This is a genomic window from Micromonospora sp. 067-2, assembly GCF_046549295.1.
GTDB lineage: Bacteria > Actinomycetota > Actinomycetes > Mycobacteriales > Micromonosporaceae > Micromonospora.
The window spans coordinates 476080-492356 of the sequence record NZ_JAJPWB010000003.1 but is presented as its reverse complement, the minus strand read 5'-3'; the positions used below and the strand labels follow the sequence as shown (position 1 = coordinate 492356).

Genomic DNA, 16277 nt, shown 5'->3' with positions numbered 1-16277 from the left:
AGATGGTCGACCCAACAGGGGCCGGCAGTCAGGCGAAGGAGGGGGTAGGTGAAATGCGCGGAAACGAGTGGGGCTGACAACCACGCAGGACTTCTGCTCTACACAGGGGTATGGTTCGAGCACGACAGGCGCCGTCACCCAGGAGCTGCGTGGCCACGTCACAACGACGCGATGGCGAGACGGACCGACGGCTACGGCTGATCGTCGGTCTCCTCGTAGTTTCCGCCACGCTCGTTGCGCTCGCCTCACTGAGGCTGATTCTCCCCCCGGCGAAGGCTCCGACACCCGACGGCGCCACGCTGGTGACGCTGACCGCCATGATCGCCCTGGGGGCGTTCGTCAAGGCACGCGTACGTGTCCGCTCCACCGTGCACCTGATCAGTTGGAGCGAGGCTGCGATCGTCATTGCGGCTGCCATTGCCCCCGTTCCGTGGGTCGTCCTCTGCACCTGCATTGGGATCACCATTGCCTCGGCCCGTCTACCACCGATCAAGCTGGCCTTCGGGGTCGGCAAGAACATTCTCGTGGCGGCCGGTGCGGGCACTGCCTTCGCGTTGCTCGGTTGGACCTGGCCTGCCATGCAGACCCCGCAGCTGGTGGGGGTCTTGTCGGTCGCGTACCTCATCGCCGCCTTCCTCGACGAGGTGCTGGCGATACCCGTGATCGCGCTCGCATCCGGCACAAGAATCTCGTCTCACTTCCGCAGCAACCTGGACCTTCGTCTGGCTGGCTACGCGGTCAGGTTCGTGGTGGCGGCACTGACCCTGCTAACCCTCCGGGCGGATCCTCGCCTGCTACTTGCCGTTCCGCCCCTGGTCCTGAGCTTGCACCTCGCCTACTCCGCGCGGATCCGCGGCCGGACCGAGCAGCAGGCGTGGCAGCGCCTCGCTCGCACCACCGACGCGCTCAACGTGGTCGATCTCGACACCGTCCTCACCACCGCCGTCACCCAGGCCGCCGAGCTGTTCTCCGCCGACGAGGTCGAGATCGAGCTGCGCGACGGCGACCGCAGCGTACGCGGCGGCACCGACGGCATCACCTTCGACGGCCCGACCGGCACGACCACCGACGTGGACGCCACCGTCGTGCCCACGCCACTGGAGGGCCACGACCGATCCATCGATGTCGGTGTGTTGCGGCTGCGCTTCCGCGGCCCGGTGCAACTGTCCGAGCGGGAGCAGTACACGCTGCGCACCTTCGCCTCCGCGCTCTGCACGGCGGTACGCAACGCCCAGGCGTACGCCGAGCTGGCCCGGGTGGCCGGCGAGCACGCGTACGCCGCCGCGCACGACGCGCTGACCGGCCTGGCCAACCGTCGGCACCTGCTCGACCAGGGCACGGAGCAGTTGAGCACCCGGCACGCGGACGGGGTGACCGCCCTGGTGCTGATCGACCTCAACCACTTCAAGGAGGTCAACGACACGCTCGGGCACGCCGCCGGTGACCAGGTCCTGGTGCAGGTCGCCGATCGGCTGCGACACGCGGCCCAGGACGATGACCTGGTGGCCCGCCTCGGCGGCGACGAGTTCGCCGTACTCCTGCGCGGGCTGCCGGCCCCGGCGGTGGCCGCGCACCGGGCGGAGACGCTGCTCGCCGCGTTGCACGAGCCGTTCGAGCTGGACGGCATGCGGATCAGCGTCGAGGCCAGCGGCGGGATCTCCGTCGCCCCGGCCAGCGGCGGCATGGCCGAACTGCTGCGCCGCGCCGACGTGGCGATGTACCAGGCGAAGCGTGCCGGGCAGCGGATCTCCACGTACGCGCCGACCCGGGACACGGCCAACCTGAGTCGACTCGCCCTCGGCGGCGACCTGCCGCGAGCAGTCGCCGACCACGAGTTCATCGTGAACTTCCAACCGATCGTCGACCTGGGCACCGGCGAGGTGACCAGCGCGGAGGCACTGGCACGGTGGCACCACCCCATCCACGGGATGATCGACCCGCTGCGTTTCCTGGAGGCGGTGGAGCGCTCAGGGCTGCTACCGGCCTTCGCCGAGGCGATCCTCGACCAGGCGTTGATCGCGGCGGTCAGCTGGCGCGACGCCGGTTTCGACGTACCGGTTGCGGTCAACGTGTCCCCGCGCAGCCTGCTCGACGCGCGTTTCCCCGGCTCGGTGCTGGCCCGCCTGCGCGCGCACGACCTGCCTCCGGACCGGCTGGTGCTGGAGTTGACCGAGACGTTGACGCTCAGTCAACTGGACGTGGTCGACCGGGTGTTGAGCCGGCTCCGCGACGAGGGTGTCCGGCTGGCGCTGGACGACTTCGGCACCGGTTACTCCTCGCTCTCCCTGCTCTCCCGGATCCCGGTGCACGAGCTGAAGATCGATCGGAGTTTCGTGACGACGATGCAGAGTTCGGCGGAGGCCGCCGCGGTCATCCGTTCCACTCTTGACCTGGGCCGCAGCCTGGCCTTGGACGTGGTGGCCGAGGGGGTGGAGAGCGAGCCGCAACGGCGAGCCCTCTGGCAGTTGGGCTGCGTCGCCGGCCAGGGCCACCTGTTCGCCCGTCCGATGCCCGCCGGCACTCTCCTCGCGGCGTTGCAGCGCGGCTCGGGCGGCCGACCGGGCGCTCTCGCGACGCCGCTGCACGACGCCGGCGCGGTGATCCGGCTCAACCAGACCCGCCGCCAGAGCGGACGTTCCCGCCCGGACCGCCTCCCCCACCTGCCTGCCTGACCCGACGGCCGACCAGGGCGGTCTGCCAGACTGGCGCGCGTGATCGTCGACGCCCCGACCGCCCTCCGTCGTCGCTGGCGCAGGGTCGACTCCGCCGCCGACGGTCTCGCCCTCGACCTCGGCCTGTACGCCGTCTCGGCTGCCTTCGCCGCGATCACCGCCGTCACCTCGACCCTGCTGCCACACCGGGCCTGGGGCGGAGTCGCGGCGGTGGGCTATTTGGTTGCGACGGTGGTGGTGATCGGCCAACTCCTGCTGCGCCGGCGCACCCCGGTATCCCGTCTGGTGGGTCTGCCCGCCCGCTGGGCGGTCACCGCCGCAACCTGGGCGGGCACCGCGCTGCTGCCCCTGCTGTGGCAGAGCGTCGAGCGGGCCGCCGGCCGCACCGACCGGGCACAGGAGGAGGTGCTGGTCGTGGAGCAGGCCGGTAACCGCCTGCTGGAGCACGGCACGCCGTACCTCGGACCCGACGCGATAGCCGCCCTGCCGCCCGGCGAGCAACTACTCGGCTACACCCCGTACCAGCCGGGCATGGCGGTGTTCGGCCTGCCCAGGGCCCTGGTCGACGCACCGTGGACCGACGCCCGCGTCTGGTTCGCGGTGGGCACCGCGCTGGCGCTCGCCCTGGCGGTGCTCGCCCTACGCGGCACGCCGGCCGCAGCCCTGTCGGCACCACCCCCCGGGGTCGACCAGCGGCGCGACAGCGCGCTGCTGCGGGGCGTACAGGCCGCCACCGTCCTGCCGATCTGCGCGCTCACCCTCGCCACCGGCGGCGACGACCTGCCCGTACTCGCGCTCTGCCTGCTGGCCCTCGCGCTCGCCGCCACCGATCGACCGGGCCGGGCCGGCCTCGCGGTCGGGCTGGCCGGCGCGCTGAAGCTCTTCGCCTGGCCGGTCGCCCTGGTCCTGATCGTCTGGGGCCTCACCCGCCGGGCCGGCGGCCGGGTCGCCGCCGGCGCGATCGGGCTGCCCATCGCGGCTCTGCTCCCGGCGCTGCTGGTCGACCGAGACGCGCTGACCGAGAACGTCCTGCGCTTCCCCCTCGGCCACGGGCTGGTCACCAGCCCCGCGCAGTCCCCGTTTCCCGGCCACCTGATCGCCACCGCGCTGCCAGCCGGCCGGCTGATCGCCGCCGCGCTGCTGGTCGCGGCCGGTGTGGCCATCGCCGTCCGGCTCGCCCGCCGCCCGCCCCGCACCGCCGTCGCCACCGCGCTCATCTGCGGGTACGGGCTGCTCGTCGCGATCGCCCTGATGCCCTCGACCCGGTTCGGCTACCTGCTGTATCCGCTGGCCCTGCTCGCCTGGGCACCCGCCCTGCAACGGGAGGCCGACGCCGCGACCGACCCGATGCCCGGCCAACTGACCGGTCGGGCCACTTCGGCGCAACTGTCGGGCGGAACGACGACGTAGGGCGTAGACCTGAGGGCATGACCACCTACCGTGACCGGGCCGAGGCGGGCCGGCTGCTCGCCGAGCGGCTCACCGCGCTCATCGGCGACCCGGACGTCGTCGTTCTCGGTCTGGTCCGTGGCGGCGTACCGGTGGCCCGGGTCGTCGCCGAACGGCTCGGCGCGCCACTGGACGTGCTCGTGGTCCGCAAGCTCGGCATGCCGTGGGCCCGGGAGGTCGCCTTCGGTGCGCTCGGCCCGGGGGGTGTGCAGGTGCTCAACGACGCGGTGGCCAGCCGGCTCAACAGCGACGACATCGCCGAGGCCAACCACCGGGAGCAGGCCGAGCTGGAGCGCCGGGAGCGGCTCTACCGGGGCGGTCGCACGCCACTGGACCTCACCGGACGGACTGCGGTGATCGTCGACGACGGGTTGGCCACCGGCGCCACCGCGCGGGCCGCCGTGGAGGTCGCACGCCACCTCGGGGCCCGCCGGGTGGTGGTCGCCGTCCCGGTGGGCGCCCAGGAGGCGTTCGAGCTGCTGTCCGCCGAGGCGGACCAGGTCGTCTGCGCCCAGCGGCCGCCGGATTTCGGCGCGGTGAGCGTCTACTACGAGGACTTCCACGAGGTGTCCGACGACGAGGTGATCGAGTCGCTCACCGCGACCGCGTGACTCGACCGGGTACCTTCGGATGATGAGTCTCACCTGTCCCAAGTGTCACGGAGAAATGCGTCAGTACGAGCGCAGCGGCGTCGTCATCGACCAGTGCGGGGAGTGCCGAGGCATCTTCCTCGACCGAGGCGAGTTGGAGAAACTGTTCGAGGCGGAGGCCAACTGGAGCCGCCAACAGGGCGGCGGCGCGGCACCGCAGCCCGCCCATCAGCCGGCCGGCTACCCGCCCCCGCCGCCTCCGCACCAGCCCGGTTACGGCGCGGTCCCGCCGCCGCCCCCGCCCGCACACGGCTACCCGCCGGCGCCGGCCTACGGTCACCAGCAGCAGCACCACGGTTACCACGGGCACTACCGGCAGAAGAAGCGCAAGGGCTTCCTCGACGAGATGTTCGGCTGAGCCGAGATTCCCAACCCGCCCGGGTCGATCCACGCGTCGGCCCGGGCGCGTCACACACCCCCGCCGCCAGCGGTTGGCGAGCGGGAGGGTCCATGCGAGGCTGCATCACATGACCGCGATCCGGCCGGATGAGGCGCTGGCCCAGGCGTACGACGGCATCACCGCCGTGGTCACCGACCGGGACGACGCGGACCTGCAACGACCCACCCGCTGCCGCGGTTGGCTTGTCGCGGACCTGCTTCTGCACATGCTCGGTGACGCGCAGCGGGCTCTGGTCGCACTCGCCACTCCGGCCGCCGGTCCCGCCGATGTGGACGACGTGAGTTATTGGCGCGGCTTTCCCGCTGGCCGCGGTGATGACGGCCGACACGCCTGGTGGGTCCGCCGGTCAGCCGCCGCCTTCGACCGACCGACCGGGATCGTCCGGCTCTGGTCGGAGACCGCTCCGGCGGCGGTCCGCGCCGCCGCGTCAGCCGACCCCGAGGGGTACGTGAGCACGCAGGGCCACGTGCTGCGCGTACCGGATTTCCTCGCCACCCTGACCACCGAGGCCGTCGTGCACCACCTGGACCTGACCTCGGAGCTGCCCGGCGCGCCGCCGCCCGGCCCACTGGCGGTACGGGTCGCGGTGGCCGCCATGGACGGCCTGCTGAGCGACGACACGGTCCGCCCCAGCGGCTGGGACGACCAAGAGTTCCTGCTCAAGGCCACCGGGCGGCTCCCGCTCACCGACCGGGACCGGCTGGAGCTGGGCGAGTCGGCAGGCTGGTTTCCGCTACTGGGTTGAGCGGACGCCCCACCGGTCAGCCGATGGCCATGTCGACGAAGCGGGACAGGTGCAGCTGGGCCGCGACGGTAACGGTGTCGGTTGGCCCATTCCGGTGCTTGGCAACGATAAAATCGGCCTCCCCCGCGCGCGGGGACTCCTTGTCGTAGTAGTCGTCGCGATGCAGAAGAATGACTACGTCGGCATCTTGCTCAATTGACCCAGATTCCCGCAAGTCGGACAATTGCGGGCGCTTGTCGGTTCGCTGTTCGGGGCCACGGTTGAGCTGACTGACCGCGATGACCGGGCACTCGACCTCCTTGGCCAGCAGTTTCAGGCCACGGGAGAGATCCGCGACCTCCTGCTGCCGGCTCTCGGTGCGCTTCGGCGACGTCATCAGCTGGAGGTAGTCGACCACGATCATCTTGAGGTCGTGCCGCTGCTTGAGCCGACGGGCCTTGGCCCGGATCTCCATCAGGTTCATGCTTGGCGTGTCGTCGACGAAGAGCGGCGCCTCACTGATCTCGCCCATGCACCGGGCCAGCTTGGTCCAGTCGTCGTCGGAGAGCTGCCCGCTACGCAGCACGTGCAGCGGCACCCGCGCCTCGGCCGAGAGCAGCCGCATGACGATCTCGACCTTGCTCATCTCCAGGGAGAAGATGGCGGCGGCCTGGTTGGCGCGAATAGCTGCATGTCGGGCAAAGTCCATTGAAGCGGTCGATTTACCCAAACCGGGCCTACCGGCAACGATAATAAGTTGCCCGGCGTGCAGGCCGTTGAGCAGCCGGTCCAGGTCGCTGAAGCCGGTCGGCACGCCGGTCATCATCCCGCCGTGCGCGCCCACGGCCTCGATCTCGTCCAGCGTCGGCTGCAACATGTCGGCCAGGACCGCGAAGTCCTCGCTGACCCGACGTTCGGTGACGTCGTAGACGGCCTGCTGGGCGAGGTCCACGACGTCGTCGACGTCGCGGCTGCCGCCGTTGGCCGTGCCGTAACCGAGCTGCACGATCTTGGTGCCGGCCTCGACCAGCCGGCGCAGCACCGCTCGCTCGCTGACGATCCGCGCGTAGTAGGCGGCGTTCGCGGCGGTGGGCACGCTGGCGATGAGGGTGTGCAGGTAGGGCGCACCACCGACGCGTACCAGGTCACCGGAGTCGGCGAGCGCCGCGGCCACGGTGATCGAGTCAGCAGGCTCACCCCGGCCGTAGATGTCCAGGATGATGTCGAAGATGGTGGCGTGGATCGGCCGGTAGAAGTCGTTGGTCTTGAGAATCTCGACGACGTCGGCGATGGCGTCCTTGGAGAGCAGCATGCCGCCGAGGACGCACTGCTCGGCCGCGACATCCTGGGGCGGGGTCTTGTCGAACTGACCGTCCCGCTGCGCTGGTGGCTGGCCGCCGGAGCGTGGCTCCGCCCGCATGTCGTCGGTGACCGACACGGCTCCCCCCTCCAGTACGCCCGATCCGGTCCCAGCTCATCGCCGGGGTATGACACTTCCGTCGACCGGGCCGGTCAATCGGGGGGCCATCAAGCCGGCGGTCGGGGGCCAACCATACGGACCCCGAGGTCAGCGGCTCAACACAGCCGGTGGACGAGCCTCGGGACAACCTGTGGACGCCGGTGGGTAAGGATGTGCGCAGTGTGTGCACAGGCTGTGGACAACCGTTGGGGAATTCTCGGCGACAGCTTCCTGACCTGGTGTTTCGTGGTCCCCAGCCTGTGGAGGAGAATATTTCGGTCGGGTCTGTGACACGATCATCCCGTACTATCTCCAGCGAACGGCTACACCTGGACAGCGGATTCCGCTTTCGGTTCAGAAGGGTCACACTCCGGCCGTGAGTTACCGGGACTGGGGACGCGGGGAGGGCAGCCCGCGCGAGCGCCAGCCGACCGCCTCGTGGGGTGAGCCCGCGCCGGCGCCTCCGGTCGATCCGTACGACGACGATGCGCGCTATCGCACCTCCAGCCGGCGGCGCGCGTTGGACCGTGGGCAGGACGAACCCGTCGACGCCTACCTGCCACGGTGGGCACTGGAGTCGGGGGTTCGGCACGCGGACGGCGCTGGTCGGCACGCGGCACCCGACGACGACGGGCCCGAGCCGTCGAGTTCCGGGGCCGGCTGGCAGGCCACCGGGACGAGCAGCCAGACGAGCTGGCGCGACCGGCCGGCCATCGGCGCGGCACCACACTCGGACCACACCCGGGAGTGGACGCTCGACCGTCCGCAGGAGCAGGGGTACGCCGGGCGCCGCCGAGCCGATTCCGCAGAGGAGCAGCCGGTATCGGGCGCTGTCCCTGACCGGCGTCCCCGCCGCGCGCCCGCCGGCCGCCCCCAGGTGGTCTGGTCCGGCGGTGACCTCGAGGCCGCGCCGTCCGAGCCGGCGCCCCGACGGGACGCGGACCGGCCCACTCGGCGCAGCCGTCGTGCGGCGGAGGAGTCCTGGTCCCGGCCGGCGGCCGACCCGTGGGAACGCGGGGCCGGGCAGACGGTCGAGCCGGAACCGTCGTACGCGCCAGCGGTCGACCCGTGGGACGCCTCGGGCGTGCACGCGTGGCCACCAGCGGCCGGTGCCGGCGACACGGATCTGAGCGGGCAGTGGGCGCAGGCGGAGAGCATCGGTGGCTGGGAGCGGTCCGACCGTACCGGCCAGTGGGAGCGGTCGGCGGTCGAGGACGACCAGTGGGACCGGACAGCGCCGCCCCGCTCCGAGCGGTCCGGGTCGGCGGAGGGTTGGCCAAGCCGGTCCGAAGGTTTCTGGCCCGGCACCCGGCTGGCCGGTGACGACCCCCGGTGGATGGATCCGTCGACGTCGGCGCCCCGCTCACCGGTGGTCGGTTACACCGCTCCGCGTCCACGCAGCGCACCCGTACCTCGTGGTGGTGGTTCGCGCCGTCGGGCGGACCAGCCGCCGGTCGGGACGGCGTCGGTGCGCCAGCGGGTCGAGTCGGCGGCCACGGGCGCCTGGGCTCGGCGCCTGGAGGACGACCTGCTCGCCCCGGATCCGGGCGGGCCCTTCCTGCCACTGCTGTACACCGCGGCCTGTTATCTCGCGCCGGCGGTGCTGATCTTCGCCTGGCTGTTGACCCTGGACGGCCAGGCGCCGGCCGGCTGTGTGACCGACATCAGCGGGGGTGGGTGCGCCTCGGCCCGGTCCCGCGCGTTGGAGTCGCTGCTCGCCGGCTCGCCACGCTTCGGGCTGGCGCTGGCGAGCAGCCTGGTGGTGGCGGCGCTGCTGCGTCGGGTCGGCATCACGTGGCGCTCGGCGACCATCGCGATCGCCGCCGCGGTGGTGGGCGGTGGCCTCTCCACGGTGCTGATCAGCGCGGTGACCGGTCAGCCGATCGGCTGACCGACCGCGGGCACCCATGACGGGACGCGCGAAGGCCCGTACCGATCGCTCGGTACGGGCCTTCGTGTGGTGTTGCTGGCGTCAGCCCTGAACGACGTTCAGGTTGAACGACGCGGTCACCTCGGGGTGCAGCTTGATCTTCACCGGGTAGCTGCCGGTCGACTTGATGTGACCGGGCACCTCCAGCCGGCGCCGATCGAGGACCGGGCCGCCGGAAGCCTTGACGGCGTCGACGATCTCGGCCGAAGTGACCGAGCCGAAGAGCCGTCCACCGTCGCCGGCACGGGCCTTCAAGCTCACCTTGAGACCCTCGAGCTGGCCCTTGACCTCGTTGGCGTGGCCGAGGTCGCGGATCTCGCGAGCCGAACGGGCCCGCTTGATGACCGTGACCTGCTTTTCCGCGCCCTTGGTCCAGGCGATCGCGAAGCCCTGCGGCAGCAGGTAGTTACGGCCGTAGCCGTCCTTGACCTCGACGATGTCGCCCGGGGCACCGAGGCCGGACACTTCCTGAGTCAGGATGATCTTCATATCGGTGCCTCCTCTCAGCGGGTGGTGGCCGTGTACGGCAGGAGCGCCATCTCACGGGCGTTCTTGACCGCACGGGCGATCTGTCGCTGCTGCTGCGAGGTCACGCCGGTCACCCGCCGAGCGCGGATCTTGCCGCGATCGGAGATGAACTTGCGCAGCAGCGCGGTGTCCTTGTAGTCGATGTAGGCGATCCCGTCCTTGTCGAGCGGGTTCACCTTCTTCTTGGGCTTGCGCAGTGCCGCAGCCTTGGCCGTTGCACGTGCTCCTGGTTTGCGATCGCGGGCGCTCGGCGCCATTAGAACGGTGGCTCCTCGTCAAAATTGGCGCCCGAACCGGCACGCGCGGGAGAGGGTGCAGCCGAAGCCCAGGGGTCGTCGAAGTTGCCTCCGCCGCCACCCTGACCACCACCGCCACCGTTACCGCCGCCACCAAAGCCGCCGCCAGCTCCACCGGAGCGGGACATCTTCTGCACCTTCGCCGTGGCGTAGCGCAGCGACGGGCCGATCTCGTCGACCTCGAGCTCGATGACGGTGCGCTTCTCGCCCTCGCGGGTCTCGTACGACCGCTGACGCAGCCGACCCGAGACGATCACGCGGGCGCCCCGCTGCAGCGACTCGGCGACGTGTTCCGCCGCCTGACGCCACACGGTGCAGGCCAGGAAGAGCGGCTCGCCGTCCTTCCACTCGTTGGTGGTCTTGTCCATGAAACGGGGCGTCGAAGCGACCCGGAACTTGGCGACCGCCGCACCGGACGGGGTGAACCGCAACTCGGGGTCATCGGTCAGATTGCCGATGACCGTGATGGTGGTGTCTCCTGCCATGACCATCTCCTCGCGCACTCAGCGTCTCGTCGTACAGGCTCGCAGAGTCGTACGACAGAGTCGCGGAGGCTGATCCGGACGAACCGGGGGTTTGAATGCTTAGCGCATCTCCGGCCGGATGACCTTGGTGCGCAGCACGGACTCGTTGAGCCGCAGCTGACGGTCCAGCTCGGCCACCGCAGCAGGTGTGGCCTGCAGGTCGATGACGGCGTAGATGCCCTCAGCCTTTTTGTTGATTTCGTACGCGAGGCGCCGGCGGCCCCACACGTCCGTCTTCTCAACCGAGCCACCCGCGGTCCGGATCACGTTCAGGTACGTGTCGAGCGACGGGGCGACGGTGCGTTCCTCGAGGCTGGAGTCGAGGATGACCATTACTTCGTAGTGACGCAAGACGTGCTCACCTCCTGTGGGCTAGGCGGCCACGGTCCTTCCGTGGCAGGAGGTCGTGCGTCGCTGCCCGCACGCGCCGAGGGAACCCGGCCGGACGCGGACAACCTGACCAGGATAGCCGGTCCAGACGATCATGCCCGGGGTGGTCGGCCCCGGACGCGGACGCGTCGACGGGGGCCCACCGTCGGACCGTCACCGGTCGATGGTGGGCCCCCGTCAACGAGGCCGCGGGGCGTCCCGTCCGCATTCCTTGGGTGGGACCTGGGGAGGAACGACCACACCGATGAGGTTGGACCGGGAACGCCCCGCGGAGCTTTATCGTGTTGTTACCTGACGATACAACGGCTCTCGTACCTTGTTGGGGGGAAAAGCACAATTTTCCGGAAACTTTCATCGGCAAGGGCCGGTGGATCGAGAGGGCCTCGGCCGCCACACCGGGCCGTACGACGGGGGTGACCTCGCTGTTGTCCGTCGACCACCAGCTGCCGCTCGCGGCACTCGCACCTTCGGCGGCACCCGGCGGTGGCCGCCGGCTCCAATTCATCAACGATCGTCGGTCCGCCCGGGTGACGCGGCCGGCGTCCGACACCGCGCCGTCCAGCACCCCACCCGTCAGGCGTGCGACGTAGGCTCGCTCGCATGCGTATCGGAGCCCACGTCGACTCGACCGACCCGCTGGCAGAGGCGGCCGCCCGGTCCGCCGACACCGTGCAGTTCTTCCTCGCCGACCCGCAGGGGTGGAAGGCCCCCAGGCCACGGGAGGACGCCGAGCGGCTACGCACAGCCGAGGTCGATCTCTACGTGCACGCGCCGTACGTCATCAACGTGGCAACCCTCAACAACCGCATCCGGATCCCCAGCCGCAAGCTGCTGCTCGGGCATGCACGCGCGGCCGCCGAGATCGGCGCCAAGGGCGTGATCGTCCACGGTGGGCACGTCAACGCGGGGGACGACCCGGCCGTCGGCTTCGACAACTGGCGCAAGACATTCGCGTACGCGGCAGATTCCGGTGGCTTCGGTGTCCCGGTTCTCATCGAGAACACCGCCGGCGGCGACAACGCCTGCGCCCGCCGGTTGGACGCGCTGGCCCGACTCTGGGACGCCGTCGGCGACCACGAGGTGGGCTTCTGCCTCGACACCTGCCACGCGTACGCCGGCGGTGAGGAGCTGCTCGGCCTGGTCGACCGGGTCAAGGCGATCACCGGGCGGATCGACCTGGTACACGCCAACAACTCCAAGGGCGCGTTCAACTCCGGCCAGGATCGGCACGACAACCTGGGCGGCGGCACGATCGACCCGGAACTGGTGGTGGCGGTGATCCGGGCGGCCGGAGCGCCGGTGGTCGTCGAAACTCCGGGCGGCGTGGCCGGTCAGACCGCCGACATCGACTTCCTCCGCCAGCAGCTCGGCGCGGGGAGTCGGGCAGCATGACGACCGGACAGCCCGGCGCCGGGAGTGCCCAGCCCACCTCCACGGGTGACACCGAGATCCGACCGGCCACCTCGTCGGACGCCGTGGCCGACAGCGCCACAGTCGAGCCCGCCTCGACCAGGGCCGCCGAGGACGCCGTCGCCGTGACCACCGTGGCCAAGCCCGCCGCGGCCGAGGACGCCGTCGCCGAGACCGCCGTGGCCGAGACCCCCGTGGCCGAGGATGCCGTCGCCGAGACCGCCGTGGCCAAGTCCGCCGTCACCGCGACCGCCACGGGCATGCCCGCCACGGCGGCCTCCGCGAAAGGCCGCTTCCAGAAGGGCCGCTTCAGAAAGGGCGGCTCCGAGAAGGGCGGCTCCGGGAAGGCACCCGGGCAGGGTGAGACGGCAGCAGCCGACGAGGTGAAGCAGACTGAGCCCGAGCGGTGGGAGGCCTTCGCCTCCGCGCCCGAGCCCGTGCCCACCCGCCGCAGCCGGGCGGCCCGCGCCGTCGGCCGGTTCCTGATCCACGAGTGGACCCTGGCCACCCTCGGAGCGCTGGCGCTGGCCGTGTTGATGACCTGGCCCACACTCCGGTACCCGCGCTACACACTCCCCCAGGACTACTGGGACCCGAGCCTGCAGGCCTGGCAGATGGCCTGGTCGGGGCACATCCTGCTCACCGACCCGGCGCACCTGTGGCAGTCCAACACGTTCTTCCCCGAGCTGTGGAGCTTCGCGTTCTCCGACACGCTCCTCGGCTACGCTCCCGCCGGGATGCTCGGCAGCGGCCCCGAGGACGCCGTGCTCCGCTACAACATCATGTTCGTGCTGGCGCACGCGCTCGCCACGCTCGGGGCGTACGCGCTGGCCCGGCAGCTCGGCTCGGGCCGGATCGGCGCCGCGGTCGCCGGCGTCGCCTACACCTACGCGCCGTGGTGGCTGGCCCAGGCCGGGCACCTGCACGTGCTCTCCAACGGCGGCATCCCGCTGGCCCTCGCCATGCTGGCGCGCGGGCACGGCTGGTCGCTGCGGCACGGCTACCGCCCCGAGCGCCGGCACGACGGCTGGGTCTACGCCGGCTGGCTGGTGGCAGCCTGGCAGCTCAGCCTCGGCTTCGGCATCGGCCTGCCGTTCGCGTACTTCCTGGCCGGTGCGGTGCTGGTCTGCGCCGTGCTCTTCCTCGCGCGGCGGCTCCGGAGCGGCCAGGCCCCGCCGTTCGGCCGCCGGCTGCTCGTCGCCGACGTGGTGGGTGGGGCGCTCTTCGCCGGGGTGGGTCTGTTGATGGCGATTCCGTTCTTCAAGGTGACGGAGCTGCATCCGTACGCCGAGCGCACCATCGCCGACATCAGCCTCTTCTCTCCGCCCGCGTCCGGCTTCGTGACCGCGCCCGCCGAGTCACGCATCTGGGGTGGGTTGCACGAGGGCGCCCGCGCGGCGCTGCCGTGGCACCCGGAGATGACCCTGCTGCCCGGCTTCGTGCTCTACGCGTTGGCCGCGGGTGGGCTGTTCTTCTCGGTCTGGCGGGCACGCCACCGAGTGCTGCTGCTCGCCGGTGTGCTGGTGACCATGGCCTTCGCGATGGGCACCCGCTTCTTCGACGGCACCTTCACCTACATCCCGCTCTTCGAACACGCGCCCGGTTGGAGTGCGCTGCGTACCCCCGGGCGGTTGATGCTGTGGGCCACGCTGCTGCTCGCCCTGCTCGCGGCGGGTGCGGTCACCGCCCTCACCGACCGGGTCCGCGAGCTGGCCGCGCAGCGCATCCCTTCCTGGCCGGGGCCGTGGCTGCGACTGGCCACCCTGTTGCCGCTGCTGCTGGTCACCGTCGAGGGTCTGAACACCACCCCGCATCCGGTGGTGCCGACCCAGCCGGCCGCGCTCCGCACCGCGGAGGGGCCTCTGCTGGTGCTGCCCAGCAACCAGGGTCTGGACCAGCACGTGATGCTCTGGTCGACCAGCGGTTTTCCCGACGTGGTGAACGGCGGCAGCGGTTTCACGCCACGCCAGCTCGACGACGTCCGCCGGGTGAGCCAGTCGTTCCCCGACCAGACAAGCGTCGACTACCTGCGCACGCTCGGCGTCCGCACGGTCGTACTGCTGCGCGGGCAGGTGGCGGGCACCCCGTGGGAGATCACCATCGACGCACCGGTCGAGTCGCTCGGCATCACCCGTCAGGAGATCGACGGTGCGGTGGTCTACCGGCTCTGACGCCTCCGACCGGGGGGCGGATCAGCTGGTGGCGAGCTCGCGAGAGGTGTCGCTGACTGCGGGGCGGCGCCAGCGGTCGATCCAGGGAGCATCTGGTGCGCCGTCGAGCACGCCGCCGTCGGGGTCGTCCGAATAGATCGTCCGCACCGCGTCCCGCTCGGGGTGCAGGATCTCCTTGACGACCAGCACGCAGAGCACCACGACGGTGGCCAGCCGCAGCGTCGAGGCCAGCACGAAGACCCCTTCCGGGAAGACCGGGCGACTGGTCGCCGCGCCGAGCAGCTCGCCGTAGAAGGCGACGAAATAGCACACCTCGGCGATCTGCCAGGCCAGGAAGGCACCCCACTTCGGGCGGGCCAGCACCGCCAGCGGCAGCAGCCAGAGCACGAACTGCTGGGACCAGACCTTGCTGAAGATAAGGAACGCGGCGACGACCAGGAACGCGAGCGGGGCGAGCCGCGGTCGGCGGGGCGCCCGCAGCGCCAGCACGGCCACGCCGAGGCAGGCCAGCCCGAACAGGGCGTACGAGAGGGTGTTCAGCGTGGGGATGTTGACGTTGAGCCATTCGAACGGACCGAGCCGGGCGGGATCACCGCCGACCTTGCCGTCGAGGTAGCGCCCGATGTACCAGAGCGTGCCCCAGTCGATCGGGCGGGTGGTGTTCAGCTCGAAGAACCGGTCCCAGTTCTCCGGGTACGCCCGCGCCGCCGGCAGGTTCACCAGCACCAGTGCGGCGATCGCCGTGCCGGTCGTGACGAGCGCGGCGCGTAGCCGGGCGGCCCGCAGCGCCAGCACCAGGATCGGGCCGAGGAGAAACAGCGGCCAGAGCTTCGCGGCACCGGCGAGACCGAGCAGTACGCCGGCCAGCCCAGGTCGTTTCCGGGCCCAGGCCAGGAGGCCGAACGCGGCCAACCCGATGGCGAGCAGGTCCCAGTTGACGGTGGCGGTGAGCAGTAGTGCCGGCGCGAGTGCGAACAGAGCGGCGTCCCAGGGTCTTCTGCGGCGCAGCGTCAGGATCACCGCCACGGTGGCGACCGCGAGCGCACCCAGCACCAGCGCGTTGAGGTTGTAGAACCACTGACCCTGGTTGATGCTCGGGTCGTCGTCGCCGAGGGCGTGCACCGGCAGGCCCAGCGCCCCCATGAAATAGCCGGTGAGGACGGGATATTCGACGGGGTGGTCGCGGTAGGGCACCTTGCCCTCGTTGAGCCCCTCGGCGTAGTAGAGGGCGAGCACGTCGGTGTAGCAGAACTTGGTGTACTGCTCGTTCTTCTGCCAGGCGCCGTCCTGACAAGGCGACTTCTGCACCCAGTGCAGGGCGAGTGTGAGGCAGGCCAGCGCCAACACGATCCGGACGGCGGTCCAGAACCGCCGCTCCCCGCCGGCCGGCCGGTTGAGCGCCGTCGCGTGGTCGCCCAGCGGACCACCGATGATGCCGGAGACGCCGCGGACGAACCCGTCGGAGCGGGACGGGTGATCGGTGGCTCCGGCGTCGTCGATGCCGGGCGTCGACTGGGTCCTCATGGGAAGGCATCCTGCCGTACGACCGGGGTGCTCGTCCTGTCCCGGCGCGCCAGACACGGGTACGGAAACGCCGCCGCCGGCCGGACAGGTTCGTCCGGACGGCGGCGGCGGCGGAAGAGAGGTGCCGGTCAGTTCCGGTTTCTCGGTGGC

The 16277-nt window shown here is 71.0% G+C and carries 14 protein-coding genes; 8 read left to right on the top strand and 6 right to left on the bottom strand.

Features of this window, described 5'->3' with window-relative positions; translation table 11 throughout:
* Nucleotides 1-149: 149 nt before the first annotated feature.
* The 5 genes from ACLJN9_RS09000 (at nt 150) to ACLJN9_RS08980 (ending at nt 5916) form a co-directional block, all read left to right on the top strand.
* Nucleotides 150-2672, top strand: a complete 2523-nt coding sequence (locus tag ACLJN9_RS09000) for a putative bifunctional diguanylate cyclase/phosphodiesterase (RefSeq protein WP_410810646.1) — start codon at nt 150-152, stop codon at nt 2670-2672.
* 42 nt (nt 2673-2714) lie between these two features.
* Nucleotides 2715-4082 carry a glycosyltransferase 87 family protein gene (locus tag ACLJN9_RS08995; RefSeq protein ID WP_410810809.1) on the top strand — a complete coding sequence of 456 codons (1368 nt, stop codon included), beginning with the start codon at nt 2715-2717 and terminating at the stop codon, nt 4080-4082.
* Nucleotides 4083-4099: 17 nt separating this feature from the next.
* On the top strand, nt 4100-4732 hold the full coding sequence (locus ACLJN9_RS08990) for a phosphoribosyltransferase (protein WP_410810645.1): 633 nt from the start codon (nt 4100-4102) through the stop codon (nt 4730-4732).
* A 19-nt stretch (nt 4733-4751) separates the two neighbouring features.
* On the top strand, nt 4752-5129 hold the full coding sequence (locus ACLJN9_RS08985) for a zf-TFIIB domain-containing protein (RefSeq protein ID WP_410810644.1): 378 nt from the start codon (nt 4752-4754) through the stop codon (nt 5127-5129).
* Nucleotides 5130-5238: 109 nt separating this feature from the next.
* Nucleotides 5239-5916 (top strand): maleylpyruvate isomerase N-terminal domain-containing protein, encoded by a 678-nt coding sequence (locus ACLJN9_RS08980; RefSeq protein WP_410810643.1) that lies wholly within the window; start codon nt 5239-5241, stop codon nt 5914-5916.
* A gap of 16 nt (nt 5917-5932) precedes the next feature.
* Here the strand turns inward: ACLJN9_RS08980 and dnaB are convergent, their stop codons facing one another.
* Nucleotides 5933-7333: a replicative DNA helicase gene (gene dnaB, locus ACLJN9_RS08975; RefSeq protein ID WP_410810642.1), complete on the bottom strand. Its 1401-nt coding sequence runs from the start codon at nt 7331-7333 to the stop codon at nt 5933-5935.
* A gap of 397 nt (nt 7334-7730) precedes the next feature.
* Between dnaB and ACLJN9_RS08970 the strand changes: the two genes are divergently transcribed.
* On the top strand, nt 7731-9245 hold the full coding sequence (locus ACLJN9_RS08970) for a hypothetical protein (RefSeq protein ID WP_410810641.1): 1515 nt from the start codon (nt 7731-7733) through the stop codon (nt 9243-9245).
* Between the two features lie 81 nt (nt 9246-9326).
* On the opposite strand, the gene rplI is transcribed toward ACLJN9_RS08970, so the two are convergent.
* From rplI to rpsF, 4 genes are all read right to left on the bottom strand, one after another.
* Nucleotides 9327-9773, bottom strand: coding sequence for a 50S ribosomal protein L9 (gene rplI / locus ACLJN9_RS08965; RefSeq protein ID WP_410810640.1), 447 nt, complete (start codon nt 9771-9773; stop codon nt 9327-9329).
* A gap of 14 nt (nt 9774-9787) precedes the next feature.
* The gene (gene rpsR, locus ACLJN9_RS08960) at nt 9788-10069 is read right to left on the bottom strand and encodes a 30S ribosomal protein S18 (protein WP_051723758.1); all 282 of its coding nucleotides are present in this window, start codon (nt 10067-10069) and stop codon (nt 9788-9790) included.
* A complete protein-coding gene (locus tag ACLJN9_RS08955; RefSeq protein WP_410810639.1) occupies nt 10069-10611 on the bottom strand; it encodes a single-stranded DNA-binding protein in 543 nt (180 codons plus the stop codon). Before ACLJN9_RS08955 ends, rpsR begins: the two co-directional genes overlap by 1 nt.
* Nucleotides 10612-10692: 81 nt before the next feature.
* Nucleotides 10693-10983 carry a 30S ribosomal protein S6 gene (gene rpsF, locus ACLJN9_RS08950; RefSeq protein ID WP_117668160.1) on the bottom strand — a complete coding sequence of 97 codons (291 nt, stop codon included), beginning with the start codon at nt 10981-10983 and terminating at the stop codon, nt 10693-10695.
* 639 nt (nt 10984-11622) lie between these two features.
* On the opposite strand from rpsF, the gene ACLJN9_RS08945 reads away from it, so the two are divergent.
* Nucleotides 11623-12414 carry a deoxyribonuclease IV gene (locus ACLJN9_RS08945; RefSeq protein WP_410810638.1) on the top strand — a complete coding sequence of 264 codons (792 nt, stop codon included), beginning with the start codon at nt 11623-11625 and terminating at the stop codon, nt 12412-12414.
* The gene (locus tag ACLJN9_RS08940) at nt 12411-14603 is read left to right on the top strand and encodes a hypothetical protein (RefSeq protein ID WP_410810637.1); all 2193 of its coding nucleotides are present in this window, start codon (nt 12411-12413) and stop codon (nt 14601-14603) included. The genes ACLJN9_RS08945 and ACLJN9_RS08940 overlap by 4 nt, the downstream gene beginning before the upstream one ends.
* Before the next feature lie 21 nt (nt 14604-14624).
* Here the strand turns inward: ACLJN9_RS08940 and ACLJN9_RS08935 are convergent, their stop codons facing one another.
* Nucleotides 14625-16127, bottom strand: coding sequence for a glycosyltransferase family 87 protein (locus ACLJN9_RS08935; RefSeq protein WP_410810636.1), 1503 nt, complete (start codon nt 16125-16127; stop codon nt 14625-14627).
* Nucleotides 16128-16277: the final 150 nt, after the last annotated feature.

Excerpts from the sequence above, each read along its gene's own strand:
- ACLJN9_RS08940 (WP_410810637.1), top strand. The coding sequence starts at position 12,411 with ATGACGACCGGACAGCCCGGCGCCGGGAGTGCCCAGCCCACCTCCACG.
- ACLJN9_RS08935 (WP_410810636.1), bottom strand. The coding sequence starts at position 16,127 with ATGAGGACCCAGTCGACGCCCGGCATCGACGACGCCGGAGCCACCGAT.
- ACLJN9_RS08945 (WP_410810638.1), top strand. The coding sequence starts at position 11,623 with ATGCGTATCGGAGCCCACGTCGACTCGACCGACCCGCTGGCAGAGGCG.
- ACLJN9_RS08980 (WP_410810643.1), top strand. The coding sequence starts at position 5,239 with ATGACCGCGATCCGGCCGGATGAGGCGCTGGCCCAGGCGTACGACGGC.
- rpsR (WP_051723758.1), bottom strand. The coding sequence starts at position 10,069 with ATGGCGCCGAGCGCCCGCGATCGCAAACCAGGAGCACGTGCAACGGCC.
- ACLJN9_RS08985 (WP_410810644.1), top strand. The coding sequence starts at position 4,752 with ATGATGAGTCTCACCTGTCCCAAGTGTCACGGAGAAATGCGTCAGTAC.
- ACLJN9_RS08990 (WP_410810645.1), top strand. The coding sequence starts at position 4,100 with ATGACCACCTACCGTGACCGGGCCGAGGCGGGCCGGCTGCTCGCCGAG.
- rplI (WP_410810640.1), bottom strand. The coding sequence starts at position 9,773 with ATGAAGATCATCCTGACTCAGGAAGTGTCCGGCCTCGGTGCCCCGGGC.